At 72.4% G+C, this 17,860-nt stretch carries 16 protein-coding genes and 1 tRNA gene; 10 read left to right on the top strand and 7 right to left on the bottom strand.

The window, feature by feature from the left end; genetic code table 11:
* From OG245_RS34005 to OG245_RS33990, 4 genes are read left to right on the top strand one after another with little or no spacing between them, the layout of a single operon-like run.
* A complete protein-coding gene (locus OG245_RS34005) occupies positions 1-453 on the top strand; it encodes a rubrerythrin family protein (protein WP_371627176.1) in 453 nt (150 codons plus the stop codon).
* Entirely contained in the window at positions 450-2,381 is a 1,932-nt protein-coding gene (locus OG245_RS34000; RefSeq protein WP_371627175.1) for a methyltransferase domain-containing protein, read from the top strand. The genes OG245_RS34005 and OG245_RS34000 overlap by 4 nt, the downstream gene beginning before the upstream one ends.
* Positions 2,374-3,627 carry a sulfotransferase gene (locus OG245_RS33995; RefSeq protein WP_371627174.1) on the top strand — a complete coding sequence of 418 codons (1,254 nt, stop codon included), beginning with the start codon at positions 2,374-2,376 and terminating at the stop codon, positions 3,625-3,627. Before OG245_RS34000 ends, OG245_RS33995 begins: the two co-directional genes overlap by 8 nt.
* 49 nt (positions 3,628-3,676) lie before the next feature.
* The gene (locus OG245_RS33990) at positions 3,677-4,555 is read left to right on the top strand and encodes a dimethylarginine dimethylaminohydrolase family protein (protein ID WP_371627173.1); all 879 of its coding nucleotides are present in this window, start codon (positions 3,677-3,679) and stop codon (positions 4,553-4,555) included.
* A 67-nt stretch (positions 4,556-4,622) separates the two neighbouring features.
* Here OG245_RS33990 and OG245_RS33985 read toward each other — a convergent pair whose 3' ends face one another.
* Entirely contained in the window at positions 4,623-5,033 is a 411-nt protein-coding gene (locus tag OG245_RS33985) for a DUF6027 family protein (protein WP_362366954.1), read from the bottom strand.
* A gap of 74 nt (positions 5,034-5,107) precedes the next feature.
* Here OG245_RS33985 and OG245_RS33980 point away from each other — a divergent pair, with 74 nt between their 5' ends.
* The 3 genes from OG245_RS33980 (at position 5,108) to OG245_RS33970 (ending at position 7,685) form a co-directional block, all read left to right on the top strand.
* Complete coding sequence (locus OG245_RS33980) at positions 5,108-5,239, top strand: hypothetical protein (RefSeq protein WP_371627172.1); 132 nt, start codon at positions 5,108-5,110, stop codon at positions 5,237-5,239.
* Positions 5,240-5,368: 129 nt separating this feature from the next.
* Positions 5,369-5,596, top strand: coding sequence for an MbtH family protein (locus OG245_RS33975; RefSeq protein ID WP_371627171.1), 228 nt, complete (start codon positions 5,369-5,371; stop codon positions 5,594-5,596).
* A gap of 232 nt (positions 5,597-5,828) precedes the next feature.
* Positions 5,829-7,685, top strand: a complete 1,857-nt coding sequence (locus OG245_RS33970; RefSeq protein ID WP_371627170.1) for a KedN5 family methylcobalamin-dependent radical SAM C-methyltransferase — start codon at positions 5,829-5,831, stop codon at positions 7,683-7,685.
* Between the two features lie 139 nt (positions 7,686-7,824).
* On the opposite strand, the gene OG245_RS33965 is transcribed toward OG245_RS33970, so the two are convergent.
* Positions 7,825-7,898, bottom strand: a tRNA-Pro gene (locus OG245_RS33965).
* 50 nt (positions 7,899-7,948) lie between these two features.
* Positions 7,949-10,603, bottom strand: coding sequence for an AAA family ATPase (locus OG245_RS33960; protein ID WP_371627169.1), 2,655 nt, complete (start codon positions 10,601-10,603; stop codon positions 7,949-7,951).
* A 110-nt stretch (positions 10,604-10,713) separates the two neighbouring features.
* Between OG245_RS33960 and OG245_RS33955 the strand changes: the two genes are divergently transcribed.
* Positions 10,714-11,193 (top strand): DUF309 domain-containing protein, encoded by a 480-nt coding sequence (locus OG245_RS33955; protein ID WP_371627168.1) that lies wholly within the window; start codon positions 10,714-10,716, stop codon positions 11,191-11,193.
* A 99-nt stretch (positions 11,194-11,292) separates the two neighbouring features.
* Positions 11,293-11,763, top strand: coding sequence for a hypothetical protein (locus tag OG245_RS33950; protein WP_371627167.1), 471 nt, complete (start codon positions 11,293-11,295; stop codon positions 11,761-11,763).
* A gap of 18 nt (positions 11,764-11,781) precedes the next feature.
* Here the strand turns inward: OG245_RS33950 and OG245_RS33945 are convergent, their stop codons facing one another.
* Positions 11,782-12,567: a sulfite exporter TauE/SafE family protein gene (locus OG245_RS33945; RefSeq protein WP_371627166.1), complete on the bottom strand. Its 786-nt coding sequence runs from the start codon at positions 12,565-12,567 to the stop codon at positions 11,782-11,784.
* Positions 12,568-12,711: 144 nt separating this feature from the next.
* Between OG245_RS33945 and OG245_RS33940 the strand changes: the two genes are divergently transcribed.
* Positions 12,712-14,637 carry a DUF2264 domain-containing protein gene (locus OG245_RS33940; protein WP_371627165.1) on the top strand — a complete coding sequence of 642 codons (1,926 nt, stop codon included), beginning with the start codon at positions 12,712-12,714 and terminating at the stop codon, positions 14,635-14,637.
* Between the two features lie 102 nt (positions 14,638-14,739).
* On the opposite strand, the gene OG245_RS33935 is transcribed toward OG245_RS33940, so the two are convergent.
* From OG245_RS33935 to OG245_RS33925, 3 genes are read right to left on the bottom strand one after another with little or no spacing between them, the layout of a single operon-like run.
* On the bottom strand, positions 14,740-15,372 hold the full coding sequence (locus OG245_RS33935; protein ID WP_371627164.1) for a lactate utilization protein C: 633 nt from the start codon (positions 15,370-15,372) through the stop codon (positions 14,740-14,742).
* Positions 15,369-16,946 (bottom strand): lactate utilization protein B, encoded by a 1,578-nt coding sequence (locus tag OG245_RS33930; protein ID WP_371627163.1) that lies wholly within the window; start codon positions 16,944-16,946, stop codon positions 15,369-15,371. Before OG245_RS33930 ends, OG245_RS33935 begins: the two co-directional genes overlap by 4 nt.
* Entirely contained in the window at positions 16,943-17,710 is a 768-nt protein-coding gene (locus OG245_RS33925) for a (Fe-S)-binding protein (protein WP_371627162.1), read from the bottom strand. Before OG245_RS33925 ends, OG245_RS33930 begins: the two co-directional genes overlap by 4 nt.
* Positions 17,711-17,860 lie beyond the last annotated feature (150 nt).

Below are 17,860 nucleotides of genomic sequence, written 5' to 3'. Positions count from 1 at the left end.
ATGGAACCGGACCAGTCCCCCGCCGACGGCGTGCGGGCCGCGTTCCTCGCCGAGGCGGCCACCGCGGCGCGGTACACCTACTTCGCGCAGGTCGCCGGGATCGAGGGTCACACCGAGGCGGCCCGGGTGTTCGGAGAGCTCGCCGAGAGCGTGGCCTGCGCCGCCCACGGTCATCTGGATGTGCTGGGCGACCTGCTGGGCGGCGACGATCCGGGCTCCGGCCTCGTGCCCGGCGACACCCGCGGCAATCTCGCCTCGGCGATCAGCGGCGACCTCGGGGCGGCCACGGAACGCTACCCCGGCCTGGCGGCGCGGGCGCACCTGGACGGCGTGGCCGATCTGGCGAGCTGGCTGGAGACGCTGTGCACGTTGAAGAAGACGCACGTGGACCGGCTGGAGCGGGCCCTCACCGGGCTGACCGAGCCGCGGTCCGCCGGGAACGGAGCACCATGACCACCGACTACAACGCCGAGGCGATCACCGTCCACTCCGGGCTGGAGGCGGTGCGCCGCAACCCGTCGATGTACGTCGGTTCGACCGGCTCCGACGGCGCCCACCACCTGGTGCTCGAACTGGTCGACAACGCCGTGGACGAGGCCGCCGCCTGGCACTGCGGCACGATCTCGGTGGAGCTGCACGACGACGGCTCCTGCTCGGTCACCGACGACGGCCGGGGCATCCCCACCGACCCGCACCCGGAGACCGGGATCCCGGCGTGCGAGCTCGTGCTCACCACGCTGCACTCGGGGGGCAAGTTCGACCGCTCCTCGTACGCGACCTCTGCCGGGCTGCACGGTGTCGGCCTGGCCTGCGTGAACGCGTTGTCGGAGTGGTTGCGGCTGGACGTGTGGCGCGACGGCGCGCACCACAGCGAGTCGTTCGCCCGGGGCTCGGTCGAGACCCCGCTGGGGCGGGTCGGCGACAGCGGCCGCCGCGGCACCCGGGTGCGGTTCCGCCCGGACCCGGAGATCTTCTCCTCCTGTGTGCTCGACGCGGACCTGCTGCACGCCCGGCTGCTCGACATCGCGTACCTGCACCCGGGCCTGCGGGTCGAACTCGTCGACCACCGCACCGGGCGGAACGAGTCGCTGTGCGAGATGACCGGGGTGCGGGGCCTGCTCGCCCACCGCGCCCGCGACGCCGAGAAGGTGCACGCCGAGCCGACCGTCATCACCTGGGTCGGGGACGGGTGCGTGATCGACGCAGCCGTCCAGTGGACCGAGGGGTACGCGGAGCAGATCTTCGCTTACGTCAACACCATCCGGACCGACCTGGGCGGGTCCCATGTGGACGCCCTGCGCGGCGCGCTGGCCGGGGTGGTGGCCGACCATCTCGGCCCCGCCGCGGACAGGATGACCGTGGTCGACATCCTGGAGGGGCTGACCGCGGTGATCGCGATCCGGATCCCGGACGCGCGGTTCGACGGCCAGACCAAGCGCACCCTGCGCAACGACGAGGCGGGCGCCCGCGTGTTCGACGTCGTCACCGAGCAGGCGCGGCGGGCGCTGGCGGCCGACCCGGAGCTGGCCCGCCGCATCGCCGAACGGGCCGTCGACGCGAGCCGGGCCCGGCTCGCCGCGCGGCTGGCCGGGCGGACGGCCCGCTCCCGGACCCGGGCCGTCGAGGTCGACTACGCGGTCTACCAGCGGCAGTTCGGGATCCGCTCGAAGGACTGGCACGACTCGTGCGCCTGGCTCACGGACGAGGACCTGCTCGGCAAGCACGCGGAGTTGTGCGCGGTGCCGCCGGACGCGCGGATGCTGGACGTGTGCTGTGGCAGCGGTGTCGTCGGCGGCGCGTTCCGCGGCCGGGTCGGCGAGACGGTCGGGCTGGACCTCACCCCGGAGATGACCGCGCTCGCCGCCGACCGGCTGGACGTCGTACACCAGGGCACCGTCTACGACCTGCCGTTCCCCGACGCCAGTTTCGACCTCGTGGTCACCCGGGAGGTACTGCATCTGCTGCCCCGGCCGGAGCGGCCGGTGTCGGAGATCTTCCGTGTGCTGCGACCGGGCGGGCAGTTCATCGTCGGGCAGATCGTGCCGTACGCGGACGTGGACGCGTTCTGGATGTTCCGCGTGTTCAAGAAGAAGCAGCCACTGCTCTTCCAGATGTTCCGCGAGGAGGACTTCCGGGCGTTGCTCACCGGCGGCGGGTTCACCGACGTGCGGATGGAGGAGTACTTCCTGTGGGAGTCGATCGACCGGTGGATCGACACCCACGAGACGACACCGGCGAAGCGGCAGGAGATCTACCGCCTCTACTACGACGCTCCGCGCGAGGTCCGCGACGTACACCCGTTCGAGGTACTGCCGGACGGCTCGGTGCGGGACCGGTGGCGGTGGTGCGTGTACTCGGTGCGGAAACCCGATCATGCCTAGCCGCGCCGTGGACCGCCCGGTCGCCGAGGTCGTGCGCGGGCTGGAGGTCCTGCGGCCGCTGCGGGGCACGCCGGTGCCGCACTTCCGCACGAAGGTGCGCGATCTCGTCGTGGTCGCGTCGAGCTCGCGGGGCGGGTCGAGCATGCTCGCCGAGCTGCTGCGGTCCTCGCCGCACCTGCTGCACCTGCGCGGTGAGCTGAATCCGTTGCTGAGGCTGGCCGGCCTCGACCACCCGCACAGCGGGACCGGGTCCGACGCGCTGGACGCGGCGCACTGGCACGGGCTGCCACCGGGGGCGCGGGAACTGTTCGAGGCCGAACTGTCCCTGGACGCGGGCTCTCCCGGTACCGGCGTGGAGAACCTGGCGGTGGACGCGGCGTGGCGGCTGGTCGTGCAGTGGCCGGGGCGGGGCCTCGACCCCGTCGGCCTGGTGCGGACCGCCGAGGCGGTACTGGACCGTGATCTCCCCCGGTTCGCGCGGGCGCTGATCGGCAGGGCCGGCGTGAACCCGTGGTACTACGACCTTCCGGGGCAGCCACCGGGACCACGGCCGGCCGGGCCGCCCGGTGACGTGCTGCTCGAAGAGCCGCCCTTCGTCCTCCCCCGGCCGTGGCGGCCCGCGGACGCCTACGACCTCGCCACGAAACCACTGGTGATCAAGACGCCGGGCAACGCCTACCGGCTCGGTTTCCTGCGGGCCGTCTTCCCCCACGCGCGTCTGCGGGTCCTGCACCTGACCAGGAACCCCGCCGCGTCGATCAACGGCCTGGTCGACGGGTGGCTGCACCACGGGTTCCACGCGTACCGGCTGGACGAACCGCTGCGCATCGCCGGATACGCCGACGTACGGCCGGCCGACCGGCACTGGTGGAAGTTCGACCTGCCACCCGGCTGGCCCGCGTACACCGCCGCCGCCCTGCCCCGGGTCTGCGCCCACCAGTGGTGGTCGAGCCACCGGGCGGTGCTCGCGCACGGGGCGGATCACACGGTGCGGTTCGAGGACCTGATCAGCGGTCCGCGGGAGCGCGCGGACGCCGTCGAGCGGATCGCGGACTGGCTGGGGATCCCGTACGACGGGCCGCTGAAGCGCGCCGCGACCGACGGTATCGCCGCCACCGTGTCCACCGCCGCACCACGCCCCGGGCGGTGGCGGGCGCGGGAGGGGGAAGTCAGGTCCGCGCTGAGCGCCGACGTACTCGCGATGGCGGAGAGGCTCGGTTATGCCCGTGACGACCACTGGATCTGAACCGAGCACCCACGGCGGCCCGGGGTGGGTCCCCCGCTCGGCGTCGCATGTGGACGAAGTCGCGGCCGGGGAGGTGTGGGCGCCGTGCGGGTACCGGTCGGAGACGGCCGCGCTGCGGTCGGTGCTGCTGGTCCGCCCGCCGGACAGCATCGCCGCGGTGCGACGGCCGGGGGCCTCGCTCATGCTCGGGCCGGTGGATCTCCCGGCGATGCGGGCGCAGTGCGACGCGCTGGCCGACCGCTTGCGGGACAACGGGGTCGAGGTACACCTGACGTCCCCCGAGGCGACGCCGAACGCGGTGTTCGCGCGGGACCTGTTCTGGATGACCCCGGCCGGGGCGGTGCTGGCGCGGATGGCGTCGGCGCAGCGTGCCGGCGAGGAACGGCATGCCGCGCTCGCGCTGGCCGGGGCCGGGTTCCCGATCCTGCGCACGGTGTCCGGCACCGCCGTGTTCGAGGGCGCCGACGCGCTGTGGATCGACCCGTCGACGGTGCTCGTCGGCACCGGATTCCGTACGAACGCGGCCGGCGCCGCCGAGGTCGCCTCGGCGGTCGCGGGGCTGGGGGCGCGGGTGGTGACGGTGCCGCTGGTGCCGGGCGTCCAGCACCTGCTGGGGACCGTGGTGTTCCTCGACGCGTCCACCGCCGTCATCCACCGGGCGGCGAGCCCACCGGAGTTGGTGACGCTGCTCCGCGCGCACGGCTATCGGGTGCTCGCGCTGCCGCCGGACGAGGAACTGCTGGTGCGGCGCGGGATGAACCTGCTGGTGCTCGCGCCGGGGCGGGTGCTGATGCCCGCGGGCTGCCCGGGAATCCGCCGGACGCTGGAGCGGGCGGGCGTGGACGTCGACGAGATCGACATCGGCGCGTACCTGCGGGCGGCCGGCGGGATCGGCTGTGTGACCGGGGTGGTGCGCCGTGAACACTGAGAGCTTGTCACTCGGCAGATCACCGGACCGATCGCCGGAGGGCTCACCGGTCAGGTCACCGGTCCGCTCACTGGGCCGGGTACACCGTGGGGTCGTCCAGCGGCACCTTCAGCCAGGAGATCATCTGCCGGAGCTGGTGGTACGCCGCGAGCCGCTGCTCGTCGGAATCGGCCTCCTCCGCCGCCGCGATCGGCTCCCACAGGCGCGGCACCATCACCGGCCCGAGTTCGAGCAGGCCGCCGCTGCCGCCGGTGGCCCACTTCGCCAGCACGTACCGGACGATCGCGCCGACCGGGATGTCCAGGTTCCGGGACATGCCGCGCACGGTCTCCAGCGGATCGAGGAGCCCGTAGTCGACCACCTCGGCCTTGAAGTTGGCGTGCGGGTCGTCCGGTGCCCAGCACCGTTCCCACTGGCGCAGCCGAACCGCCGGCGTACCGGTCGCGTCGTAGGCCAGGTCATCCATGTCGCCATCCATGCCGCCACCCTAGGGCGGCACCGAGCTTGTCCGACCGGGCAGGGATGAACACCGACGTCAGGAAAGGAGAACCAGTGAACGAGAACCTTCGTGAGGAGCGAGTCGCCCTCGCTCCGGCCGACTCGGGCGCCGCGACCAGCGGCACCGCCACGGCCGACGACGAGGCGATCCGTCAGCAGCTGCGCAGCCTCGGCTACCGCATCTGACCGAACACCGCCCCGGCCCTCCCGCACGGGCGGGTCGGGGCGTCCCCGCGTGGCGGGGTCACCATGCTGGAGGGCGGGAGTGTTGACCACCCGACGGCGCGTTGTAGCGTGCGGCGACCTGGAGGCGGCATGGCTGAGACGACCAACCCGTTCGACGACGACAACGCACCGTTCCGGGTGCTGCGCAACGACGAGGACCAGCACTCGCTGTGGCCGGAGTTCGCTCCGGTGCCCGCCGGGTGGCACGTGGTGCACGGCCCGGACGGCCGGGCGGCGTGCCTGGCCTACGTCGAGGAGCACTGGACCGATCTGCGTCCGGCCTCCCTGCGCCGCGCCATGGACGACGCGACCGGGTGAGCCACCGGACGGGGGCACGGTCTTCACCGTGCCGGCGGCGATGGAGCGCCGCGTCACCTGCATCGCCCACGGGAACCCGGCGGCATCGGGTCCCAGCGGCACAGGGGCATGGCGGCATAAGGGCATGGCGGCACAGGGGCATAGGGGCAGAACAGTGAGTCAGTCCACACTTCCGTTACCGCGACCACGACCGCGACCACGTTCACGGGAGAAGCGCGGGTCCGCGCTGATCGTGCAACAGGGCGCCTGGGACATGCCCAAGGAGTCGATGCCGCTCGCCGCCGGTTATCTGACGGCCGCGGCCCGGGCCGATCCCGTGGTGGGACCCGAGTTCGAGGTGGGAATCCAGAACTTCCGCGGTGGAGCATCGCTCGGCTCGATGGCACGCACGATCTTCTCCGGGGTCGTGCCGGACGTGCTGGCGTTCTCGGTCCTCGGCTGGAACCTCAACCAGTTCGGCGCGCTCGCCGAGACCTACAAGTCGGTGCGCCCGGACGGCTTGGTCGTCTTCGGCGGAACGCACGTCGCCCACCAGGCGGAACGCGTCTTCCGACGCTTCCCCGAGGTCGACGTCGTCGCCAACGGCGAGGGCGAGTTCACCTTCCGCGACCTGCTGCGCGCCGTCCTGGAGGAGAAGTCGCCGCACGATCTCGCGCAGGTGCCGGGAATCTCCTACCGCGACGAGGAAGGCACGATCCACACCACGGCCGAGGCGCCGCGCATCGACGACCTGGACATCATTCCGTCGCCGTTTCTCACCGGGGCCATCCCGCTGCTCGACCACCATGGCCGGTTCCCCTACGACGTGGCGCTGATGGAGACCAACCGCGGCTGTCCGTACAAGTGCTCGTTCTGCTACTGGGGTGGCGCGGTCGGCCAGAGGATGCGCGACTTCTCCCGCGAGCGGCTGCGCGCGGAACTCGACCTCTTCGGCTACCACCGGATTCCGACGGTGGTGCTGTGCGACTCGAACTTCGGCATGCGCCAGCAGGACGCGGAGTTCGTCGAGGACCTCGTCAGGACACGCGAGAAGTACGGGTTCCCGCAGTCGTTGGAGACGTCGTGGGCGAAGAACAAGTCCAAGACGTTCCACAACATCATCCGTCGGATGAAGGCCGAGGGGTTCCAGAGCTCGTTCACCGTGGCGCTGCAGACACTGGACGACACGGCCCTGCGTGACATGGGCAGAAGCAACATGCGGCTCAACGAGTGGAAGGAGCTGGCGGCCTGGCTCGCGGCGGAGGGGCTCGACGCCTACGCGGAGCTGATCTGGGGCGCGCCCGGTGAGACGGTCGACTCCTTCCTGACGGGCTACGACCGGCTGTCCGCACACGTGTCACGCATCGCCGTCTACCCCCTGTTGCTGCTGCCCAACACGAGCTACGCGGAGAACCGCGAGGAGCACGGCTTCGTCACCGTGCGCGGCGACAACGACGACTTCGAGTACGTACTCGCCCACCGCACCGTCACGGTCGCGGAGAACACCATGATGCAGCGGTTCATGTTCTGGGCCCGGATGCTGAGCGAGAACATGTACTTCCGGCACATCTGGGTGCCACTGCGGGAGCTCGCCGGGCTCACCCAGAGCGCCGTACTGCTGATCCTGTCGGACTGGTTCCAGGACTCGGCCGATCCCGCCGTGGCCGAGCTGCTCGGCCACGGCCGCGAGTTCACCGACTCCGGCCTGGTCGTCGAGTCGCTCCACAAGCTCTACGCCGACCCGCGGTTCGCGCCGGTCTTCCAGCGGTGGTGGGACGAGGCGATCCTGCCGAAGGTGCCCGAGCGGCACAGGCCGCTGCTGAACGAGATCTTCCGCTACGACGGTGCGACCCGCCCGATCTACTCCGGAGCGGGTGCCGAGGACGCCGAGGTGCGCAGCATCGACGGTCTGCCGCACTACGTCCGCAGCGGCCTGCGGTTCCAGTACGCGATGCCCCACGTTCTCGACGCCATCCGGGCGAGCCGGCCGTTCGACGACGAGCCGTCGCCGGTCGAACTGACGCTCGCGCATCGCGTCGGGTTCGACGACTACCTCGACAACCACGAACTCGCGACCTACTACGCGGGCCGCTGCCTGGAGATCAGGTAGCCGTCGGCACAGCGGACGAACACGGCAGACGGCAACACGTCCACACCCCGACCCTGCCTGCTCGCATTCCGGCTCAGAAATGATCGAAGGCCGGTTTCGGATACCTCCGAAACCGGCCCTGACCTGCGACTGTCTCCAGTCGGGACGACAGGATTTGAACCTGCGACCCCTTGACCCCCAGTCAAGTGCGCTACCAAGCTGCGCCACGTCCCGCCGCGTTCTCCCCCGGTTGCCCCGGGTGACCGCGCAGGACAAACATTACCTCACTCCGAGGACCGTATCGACGCCCGTGCCTGTTGGGCGCGGGCGGCCAGCCCCTCGGCTCCGCAGGCCATCGCCTGCTTCTGGGCGCGGGCGAGCTCGCGGTGCGAACCGATCGCGATGCCGTAGTCGACCCGGGCGAGGGCGTGCTCGTAGGCGGAGGAGGACTTCTCCAGGTGTCCCACCGCTTCGGCCAGCAGCTGCGCGGACCGCTCCGGGGGCGCGAAGAGGGCGACGCAGCGCAGCGCCTCGCCCATGGCGGTGGGTGTGCCGAACCTTTCGGCGTGCACCCGGTTCCGGGCTGCGAGGTGGGCCGCGCGGGCCGGGTCGTCCTCGGCCAGGGCGCGCGCCAGGTCTCCCGCCCAGGGAGCCCAGATGCCGTTGAAGCGTTCGCGCGACTCCAGAGCGGCGCCCGCCGCTTCGAGCTCGGCGATCGCGTCCTGCTTGCGGCCCTCCGCCAGCAGCAGGCGGCCCCGCATGCTCGGTCCGTCGGGCAGCACCATGGCGCTGGGATAGGGCGGGCCGAAGTCGTAGCGGTCGGCGATGCGGCGGGCCTCCTCGGTGCGTCCGCGGGCCAGCAGGGTGTCGATGAGCAGGCAGGCCGCGTCCCAGTGCACGGGGAGGCCGGAGCCGACGCGGTCGGCGAGGCGGAGCCCTTCGCGCAGGAATCCCTCGGCCTCGGCGAGGCGGCCGCGACGGCGGTGGACCATCCCGAGCAGGGTGTGGGCGAACGCCAGGTGGGCGCCGCTCCAGCCGGAGATCTCGAAGGCCCGGACCGCCTCGCCGAAGAGGCTCTCGGCGCGGTCCAGCTGGTCGACGAACGTGTAGGCGATGCCGACCATGGTGGGGAGTTCGAAGCCCCACTCGGAGTCGGTCCAGCCGAGGCCCCGGGCGGGACTTCCGTCGATCAGGGCGCGTTCGCACAGGTCGACGATGAGCTGGGCGTTCTCGCCGCGCACCATGGCGTCGAAGGCCCGCAGCGTGAGCAGCGCCCGCTCCGCGTTGTCGCGGCCCTTGAGGTGGTCGGCGTTGCGGGTGAGCCGCCGGGAGCGGGCCGGTCCGTCGTCCTCGGTGGCCTGCATGCCCTCCCACATGAAGTGCGCGGCCTGCAGCCGCATCAGCCCGGGGCCGGGTGCGGTGCGCGCGGCCTCGGCGGCCAGCGAGAGCGCCGCGTCCTTGAGCTGGTTGTTGTGGGCGAGGGCGGCGGCGAGCCGGAAGGTGGCGTCGACCCGCAGCCCGTCGTCGAGCCCCGGCATGTCCAGGGCGGCGCGGAGGTGCTGGACCGTGGTGGGAGGGGAGCTCAGCAGTGTCGCGCAGCCCAGCTCGTACAGCAGGACGGCCCGGTCCTTGGGGCGTGGCGGCTCCTCGATCGCCCGTTCCAGGCAGCGCCGGGCCGCTTCGGGCGCGCCGACCGCGAGGTGCTGGCCGGCGGCTTCCCGCAGTTGTGCGACCAGTTCCTGGTCGTCGTCCGGGTGGACCTCCAACAGGTGCCGGGAGGCCGCGGCGGCCCCGAGGCCTGCCCGGGTGATCGCCCAGGCGGCGCGCCCGTGCATGGCGGTGCGGGTGGCCGGCGGGATCGAGCGGTAGACCGCCGTCGCGATCAGCGGGTGGACGAACTCCAGCGGGTCGAAGCCGCTGACGATACGGGCGTCGCGCAGCCGGGCCGTGCAGTCGGCGGCCTCCGCCGAGCTCATGCCGGCGAGGGTGGCGGCCAGTTCCTGCGAGATGTCGGTGCCGAGCACCGCGGCGGCCCAGGCGAACCGGTTGGCGTTCGTGCCGAGCCGCTCCAGCCGGGCGACGAGCCCGCTGCCCCTGGCGGAAGCGCCGAGCTCGCGCAGTTCGCCCGCGGATTCCTCCACCGGCGGCAGTTCGCGGTCCTGGACCTTGGCGACCAGCTCGACCGCCTCGTACGGATTGCCTCCGGTGACGGCCCACACCTCGCGGCAGAACGGGTCGTCGGCGTGATCGCCGAGGCCCGCGCGGACCAGCACGGCGGTGGCGTCCGGGGTCAGCGCCCGCAGGGCGACCCGGGTCATCGTGCCCTTGCTGCCGGAGCTCCGCTCGGCCTCACGGTCGGCGATGTAGTTGGCGTCGCGCTCGGCCAGCTCCTGCGGGCGGTGGGCCTGCACCACCAGGACCGGCAGTTCACCGAGGCGGGCGGTGAACGAGGCCAGCCAGGCCAGGGATTCGCCGTCCGCCCAGTGCGCGTCGTCCACGATGAGCAGTAACGGTCGGTGGCTGAGCCGGGACGCGAGCCGGCCGACGACGAAGTCCAGGCCGTCGCGCACACCCTGCGGGTCGGGTTGCAGGCCGCTCGGCTCGGCGAGCCCCAGGGCCGGGGCGGTCGTCTCGTACCAGTCGCCGAACAGGGCGCGGGTCTCGTCGGGCGGGAACTGGTCGAGTGCGGGCTGGAGCAACTGCCGTACGACGTGGAACGGTACGGAGGTGACCGTCTCGCCTCCCCGGGCGGACCAGACGGTGCAGCGCTCGGCGGCCATCTTCCGGATCTCCGCGAGCAGTGCGGTCTTGCCGATCCCCGCCTCTCCGCTGAATACCAGGAGTCCGCCGACGGCCTGGGCACCGCACAGGGCGTCCACCGCCTCCGCGGCGGCGGCGAGTTCCGGTTCACGCTCGTACAACGGTTGGGACGGCTTCATGCCCACCCTTCCCACAGAGGCAGTCTTCTCGACGGTCGAGCCTAGTCGTGCGCGGGTGCTCGCCGACAGGGTTCGCGGGATTCTCCGCAGGTGCGGGGCACAATCGAGTAGTGAACGAGACGCGCAGAGACCGTGATGCCGAGGGCCGGGCGCGCAACGCGCGCCCCCGTGACGGACTGGGACGCCCCCTGCCGTACGGGACACCGGGCGTCGAACGACAGCCGGAGGGGGTCGTCCGTACTCCCGCGGAGACGCTTCGGGAGGCGCAGCGGCTGCTGGACGCGGGGATGCCGTTCCACGCGCACGAGGTCTTCGAGGACGCCTGGAAGTCGGGTCCGGAGGACGAACGGGAGCTCTGGCGGGGGCTGGCCCAGCTCGCGGTGGGGCTGACCCATTCCGCTCGGGGCAACACCGCGGGCGGGGCGCGGCTGCTGCGCCGGGGCGCTGGGGCGCTCGCTCCGTTCGCCGGGTCCGGGCCGCACGGGATCGCGGTCGCCGGACTGGTCGGCTGGGCGCGGGAGTTGGCGGACCGGGTGGAGGCAGGCCCGACGGTAGACGCGGCTGCGGAGGCACCCCTCCTGCGGGGGTAGTCCGAGGGCAGGTGCCGGGGCCGGTCCCGGGGCGCGGCCAGGAGCGGAAGAACCGGGTCCGCGGGTCCCGGCTCCGTACAGCTACTACGATCCGGCTCTATGAGCACTTCTGACCAGGATCAGGACCAGCACCGGGACCAGCGCGAGAAGGACGGGGGCACCGACTCCCCGATAGCCGACGCCGCCGCGGAGACGGAAGCGGCCACGGAGACGGCTACGGCTACGGCTACGGCTACGGCTACGGTCGAAGCCGACGTTCCCGGTGGTGAGAACCGTGAGGACGGTCAGGACGGCCAGGACGGTCGGGACGGGAAGAGACTCACCCCGCGCCAGGCCCGGCGGCTGCGCATCGTGCTCTCCTCCGTGGGCATGGCGGCGATGGCTCTCGTGCTCGGGCTGCGCATCGCGAGCCGGTCTTCGGTACTCGTCGTCGGCGTCTACGGGCTCGCGCTCATCCTGTGCGGCGTGGTGATCGAGCTGAGCAGGAACGGACGCACCCGGCTGGCCAGCTGGCTGCTGGGGACAGGGCTGCTGGCCGCCGTGGGAGCGGACTGGCTGCTGCTTCCCTGAGGTGGCGGTCCGGCCGCATCAGATCAACAGCAGTTGCAGTCCGCCGATCACGGTCGCGCCGATGACGATCCGGTCGAAGACCTTCTGGTTGATCCGGTCGACGCACACCCGCCCCAGGTAGGCGCCGGGCAGGACGAACAGCAGCAGACAGGCGTCGAGCAGCAGGGAGCGGGCGTCGATCAGGCCGAGGCCCACGCTGAACGGCACCTTGGACACGTTCAGGATCAGGAAGAACCAGGCCGAGGTGCCGAGGAAGCCGAGCTTGCGGAAGCCGGCCGAGAGCAGATACAGCGACATCACCGGTCCGCCGGCGTTGGCGACCATCGTGGTGAACCCGCCGAGTACCCCGTAGCCGCGCGCGGCGGTCCGACCGGTGCCGGTGACGGCTTCGTCGTCCGTGGCGGTCCCGGCGCCCGCCTCCGTCCCGGTCTCCTTCTCCGCGACCCGGCGGCGCCACAGGGTCACACCCGTCATGAACAGCAGGATCGCGCCGATGGAGGTGCGGACCGCCGCGTCGTCGGCCCACAGCAGGAACAGGGTGCCCGCCACGACGCCCACGGCGACGGCGGGGAACAGCCGGAGCAGGGTGGGCCAGTGGGCGTGGCGGCGGTAGACGCGTACGGCGAGGAGGTCGCCGACGATGAGGATCGGGAGCAGCACTCCGGTCGATTCGCGGGCCGGGAGAACGGCCGCGAAGACCGCGAGACTGATCGTATTGGCACCGCTCACAGCCGTCTTGGAGAAGCCGACGAGAGTGGATGCCGCCGCGAGTGCGGCCAGTTGCCAGAGGCTGATGGTGTCCATGTCGGGAAAGATGGTAAGCGCACCGGTTTTCCGGCCGGAGGCACGAGCCTCTCGCCCCTGCCCCCCCCCGTGAGCGTTTGATCGATTCAGCTCGCTTGCGATCGGTCTCTTGACCCTCTTCGATCATTCGCTCAGGATCCCCGCATGACCGTCTCGCTTGGTGCCCCCTTCGACCTGCCCCCGGAAGACCGCGCGTCGAGCCCGTACACCGGATACACCCGCGCCCACTGGGAGGCGGCAGCCGACGGAATGCTGGAGGCCGCGTGGAAGTGGGCCACGCCGGGTGGCGCCCGGCTCGACCTGCCCGGTCCCCCGTCGCACTCGGGCGTCCGCTCCGATGGGCTGGAGGGGTACGCGCGCACGTTCCTGGCGGCCGGTTTCCGGGTGGCGGGGGCGGGCGGCAAGGACCCGAACGGCCTGCTGGAACGGTACGCGGAGGGGCTCGACGCCGGTACGCGGACACCGGGCGGGGACGACGCGGAGTCCTGGCCGCTGATCCTGGACCACGACGTGCAGGGGCAGCCCATGGTGGAGTCCGCCTCGGTGGCCCTCGGTCTGCGGCTCACCCGGCCCTGGCTCTGGGACCGGCTGACGCCCGACGTACGGGACCGGGCGGAGCACTGGCTGCGGGGCGCGCTACGGCACGTCCCGTCGGGCAACAACTGGTACCTCTTCCCCTACACCGTCGCCGGGTTCCTGGAGTCGGTGGGCCGGGGCGACGCGGAGACGGCACGGGCCCGGGAGCGGGCGCTGGAGCTGCTGGAGCGCTGGTACCGGGGTGACGGCTGGTACGCCGACGGGGACGGGCGCGCCTTCGACCACTACAACGGCTGGGCGCTGCACCTGTATCCGCTGCTCGACGCCCATCTGTCGGGCGACGCGCGGGAGTCGGCGCGGCACGGGGCGCGGTTGCGCGAACATCTGGAGAGCCTCTCGCTGATGTTCGGCGGTGACGGGGCGCCGCTGTACTTCGGGCGCTCGCTGACCTATCGCTTCGCCGCGAGCGCGGGTGTGGGTCTGGGCGCGGTGACCGGGCACACGCCGCTCGCCCCGGGAGCGTCCCGGCGGGTGGTCAGCGGGGCGCTGCGGTACTTCCTGGAGCGGGGCGCGGTCGACGGGAGCGGTCTGTTGGGCCTCGGCTGGCACGGCCCGCACGCGGCGACGCTGCAGACCTACTCCGGTCCCGCGTCTCCTTATTGGGCGTCGAAGGCGTTCGTGTCGCTGTTGGCTCCCGCCGAGCATCCTTTGTGGTCGTCGCCGGAGGAGGCCGCCCCGAGCGAGGGTCCCGACCGGGTGCTGTCCGTGCCGGCCGCGGGCTTCCTGGTGCAGTCGACGCGGGCGGACGGTGTGGTGCGGCTGCACAACCACGGCAGCGACCATGTCCGCCCGGACGAGGGTGAGTCCGCCGCCGACGAGGACCCGCACTACGCGCGGCTCGCGTACTCCACCGTGACCGGGCCGACCTCGGCGGCGAACACCGCGGACAACCATCTGTCGGTGACGGTCGGCGGGGCGCGCAGCGCACGGCGGCGCATCCATCCGCTCGGGTCGGGGCATGGCGACGGCTGGGGCTGGGCGGCCTCCTGGCACCTGCCGGTGTTTCCGGCGGGCCCGTCCACCGTCCCCGGGCTGCGGGTGGAGAGCGTGATCGTGGCGCGGGGCTGCCATGAGCTGCGGGTGCACCGGGTGGTGGGCGCGCCGGACGGGGCGCGGGCCGAGCTGACGGGCTGGGCGACCGGCCCCGGTGGCACGGTTCGCTCGCGGTTGCGGGGGCTGTACGGCTGGGAAGGCGCCGAGGACGTACGGGCCCCGCAGGGAACGGCGTTCACTCCTTGGGCGACCGTGCCCCGGCTCGCCGCCGAGGTGACCGGCACGGTGGTCCTGGTCGCCGTGGCCTCCCTCACCGCCGATCCGGAAGCCGCCCCGGAGCCCGCCGAGGCCGTGGGCGGGGTGGTGGTGTCCGGCTCCACGGTCGAGGTCCGCTGGGCGCAGGACGGGGCGCGGACGCGGATCACCTTCGGCGGTGCGGCGGTGACGGTGGATCACGGGCCGCCGGGCACCGCCGCCTGAGGCCGTCGTTCGGATCGGATCGGGCCCGCCGGACCTTTGGCCGGACCGGGCCGGACCGGGCCGGACCGGGGGGCCCGGCTTGATCCGACGAGAGGCCCGGCGCTACGCGTCCGTACGGATCACCACCACCAGGGTCCGGGGACCGTGCACGCCCTCCACCCGCTCCAGCTCGATGTCGGAAGTGGCGGACGGGCCGCTGATCAGCGTCGTCGGCCGTTCGGGCACCAGGCGCGCCACCGCCTCGGGCACACCCACCTCGACGGTGGAGAGGTCAACGACGCAGAGGTGCAGATCGGGGACGAGGGACAGCGCCCGGCGGCCCTGGCCGGGCGAGCCGTCCAGGAAGATCGTGCCGGTCTCGGCACAGGCGGCGGCCGACGCCGTCACCACCGCGTCCAGTTCGTCCAGTCGTGAGGGCGGGACGGCGGCGTCGTCCTGCCGCACCTCGCCGTCGTACCGGGCGAGCCAGCGCGCGTCCAGCCCGGCGGGCACCCCGATCCGGCGGACGCCGTACTCCCTCAGGAGGTCGCCGACGCCCTCGGCGGTGCGGTCGGCCGTACAGGGGTGCACCCGCGCCCTGTAGTCGAGGAGCCGGTCGGTGAACAGGGCGAGGCGTTCCGCGTCGGGCAGGGTGCGGCCGGTGCGGTAGTCGCGCGGGACGACGGCGGCGGGCGTCGGGGCCAGCGCGAGGGCGTCGCGGATCCGGCCCAGCACGGTGTCGCGGGCCTGCGTCATGTCGCGTCCTCCTCGTCGTGGTCGCCGCCGGGGGCTGTGGTGCCGTGTCCGCCGCGGGTCGCGGCGTCGTGTTCGGCCGCGGCGGCCCGCAGGGCGGCCGTGCCCTCCTCGGAGGCGAACCAGGAGCGGAAGGTCTCCCGGGGCGGGGCCGCGGTGTCGCGGCTGTCGCTCCAGCCGCTGAGGGGCGGGGGCAGCCGGGAGATCGTCCCGTCGCGCCCCGCGATGACGCGGCCGAGCCCGGACGCCTTCTGCGCGGCGGTGTACAGGGCCGGGCGGCGCATCACGGCGGCGGCCGCCCTCATCGCCAGTCTCTCCGGTGTGACGCCGGTCCGTTCCGTGTGCTGGTGGCGCAGCTCCACCAGCAGCGAGGGAATGTCGATCTTCACGGGGCAGGCGTCGAAGCAGGCCCCGCAGAGGCTGGAGGCATACGGCAGGGAGTTGTTCGGGTCGTCCTTCGCCGCGTGCATTCCGGCCAGTTGCGGCGTGAGGACGGCGCCGATGGGCCCGGGGTAGGTCGAACCGTAGGCGTGGCCGCCGGTCCGCTCGTAGACCGGGCAGACGTTGAGGCAGGCGGAGCAGCGGATGCAGTTGAGGGCCGCGCGTCCGATGGCGTCGGCGAGGGCGGCGGTGCGGCCGTTGTCGAGGAGGACCAGGTGGAAGTCGCGCGGACCGTCGCCGGGCGTCACTCCGGTCCACAGCGAGGTGTAGGGGTTCATCCGCTCCCCTGTGGAGGAGCGGGGCAGGAGCTGGAGGAAGACCTCCAGGTCCTGGTAGCGCGGGATCACCTTCTCGATGCCCATCACGGTGATGAGCGTCTCGGGCAGGGTCAGACACATGCGTCCGTTGCCCTCCGACTCGACGACGGCGAGCGTGCCGGTCTCGGCGACACCGAAGTTGGCGCCGGAGACGGCGACCTTCGCCGTGAGGAACTTCTCGCGGAGGTAGCGGCGGGCTGCGGCGGCGAGGTGGGCGGGGACGTTGTCCAGGCCGGGGTCGACGCCGGGGATCCGGTCGAGGAAGATCTGCCGGATCTCGTCCCGGTTGCGGTGGATCGCGGGCACCAGGATGTGTGAGGGCCTGTCGTGGGCGAGCTGCACGATGAGCTCGGCGAGGTCGGTCTCGTACGGGGTGATGCCGACGGACTCCAGGTGCTCGTTGAGCCCGGTCTCCTGGGTGGCCATCGACTTGACCTTGATGACCTCGTCGCTGCCCGTGGCCCGCACGAGCCGGGCGACGATCTCGTTGGCCTCGTCGGCGTCGCGCGCCCAGTGCACGGTGCCGCCGCGCTCGGTGACCTCGCGCTCCAGTTGTTCGAGGAGTTCGGGCAGCCGGTTCATGGCGTCGGTCTTGATGGCGGAGCCGGCCTCCCGCAGGGCCTCCCAGTCGGGCAGTTCGCCGGTGACGTCCAGGCGTTTGGCACGGATGGTGCCGGTGGCACGGCCGAGGTTGCGGCGGAGTTGGCCGTTGCCCAGTCCGTCGTGGGCGGCGCGGGGGAAGGCCCGGTCGCCGCGGAGGTTGCCGGTGCCGTACGGGGAGCGGGGCGGCGGGGCGGGCATGCCGAGGAACGTGCTCATGCGGTGGCCTCCGTCAGGACGTCGGGCGTGGTGCGGGTCGCGGCCAGGATCCGGGCGAGGTGCAGGGTGCGGGTCCCGGACCTGATCCGGGAGAGCCCGCCGCCGATGTGCATCAGGCAGGAGGAGTCCCCCGCTGTGCACACCTCCGCCCCGGTGGCCGCGATGCTCGCCGTCTTGTCGTGGAGCATCGCCGTGGACGTCTCGGCGTTCTTCAGCGCGAAGGTGCCGCCGAATCCGCAGCAGGAGTCGGCCCCCGGCAGCTCGACGAGGTCGATGCCCTCGACCGCGCGCAGGAGCCGGAGGGGCTTGTCGCCGACCCGGAGCATCCGCAGGGAGTGGCAGGTGGGGTGGTACGTCACCCGGTGCGGGAAGTACGCGCCGACCCGGGTGACGCCGAGGACGTCCACGAGGAGTTCGGAGAGCTCGTACGTCTTCGCGGCGACGGCGTCCACCCCGGCGCGGAGCGCGGCGTCACCGTAGCGGTCGGCGACCATCCGGTGCTGGTGCCGGACGGAACCGGCGCACGAGCCCGAGGGCATCACGACCGCCTCGATCGAGGCGTCGCCGAACCCGTCCGCGAAGCCACGCACCAGGGGCACCGGTTCGCGCTGGTAGCCGGTGTTGATGTGCATCTGCCCGCAGCAGGTCTGGTCCGGTGGGAACACCACGTCGTGGCCCAGGCGCGTGAGCAGGATCGCGGTGGCCTTCACCGCGTCGGGGAAGAGCGTGTCTCCCAGACAGGTGGCGAAGAGTCCGATGCGCATGGAGCCTCCCCGGTCGGGTTCTCCGCGGCGGATCGGCCGCGACTGTCGGCCGCCACGGTCGGTGTCCGTCGCGTTTCACTATGAGGTTTCTATGGTCGGACCATACTAGGCGCGGGCCTTTGAAAGGAACTCCGCGTTGCGTGTCGTCCG

Origin of the sequence: Streptomyces sp. NBC_01116 (assembly GCF_041435495.1) — a bacterium.
GTDB lineage: Bacteria > Actinomycetota > Actinomycetes > Streptomycetales > Streptomycetaceae > Streptomyces.
This window is presented reverse-complemented; position numbering and strand designations above follow the sequence as displayed.

Coding starts and splice junctions, on each gene's coding strand:
- OG245_RS33975 (WP_371627171.1), top strand. CDS start 5,369: ATGGCTGAGACGACCAACCCGTTCGACGACGACAACGCACCGTTCCGG.
- OG245_RS33935 (WP_371627164.1), bottom strand. CDS start 15,372: ATGACGCAGGCCCGCGACACCGTGCTGGGCCGGATCCGCGACGCCCTC.
- OG245_RS33940 (WP_371627165.1), top strand. CDS start 12,712: ATGACCGTCTCGCTTGGTGCCCCCTTCGACCTGCCCCCGGAAGACCGC.
- OG245_RS33945 (WP_371627166.1), bottom strand. CDS start 12,567: ATGGACACCATCAGCCTCTGGCAACTGGCCGCACTCGCGGCGGCATCC.
- OG245_RS34005 (WP_371627176.1), top strand. CDS start 1: ATGGAACCGGACCAGTCCCCCGCCGACGGCGTGCGGGCCGCGTTCCTC.
- OG245_RS34000 (WP_371627175.1), top strand. CDS start 450: ATGACCACCGACTACAACGCCGAGGCGATCACCGTCCACTCCGGGCTG.
- OG245_RS33995 (WP_371627174.1), top strand. CDS start 2,374: ATGCCTAGCCGCGCCGTGGACCGCCCGGTCGCCGAGGTCGTGCGCGGG.
- OG245_RS33985 (WP_362366954.1), bottom strand. CDS start 5,033: ATGGATGGCGACATGGATGACCTGGCCTACGACGCGACCGGTACGCCG.
- OG245_RS33925 (WP_371627162.1), bottom strand. CDS start 17,710: ATGCGCATCGGACTCTTCGCCACCTGTCTGGGAGACACGCTCTTCCCC.
- OG245_RS33950 (WP_371627167.1), top strand. CDS start 11,293: ATGAGCACTTCTGACCAGGATCAGGACCAGCACCGGGACCAGCGCGAG.
- OG245_RS33960 (WP_371627169.1), bottom strand. CDS start 10,603: ATGAAGCCGTCCCAACCGTTGTACGAGCGTGAACCGGAACTCGCCGCC.
- OG245_RS33930 (WP_371627163.1), bottom strand. CDS start 16,946: ATGAGCACGTTCCTCGGCATGCCCGCCCCGCCGCCCCGCTCCCCGTAC.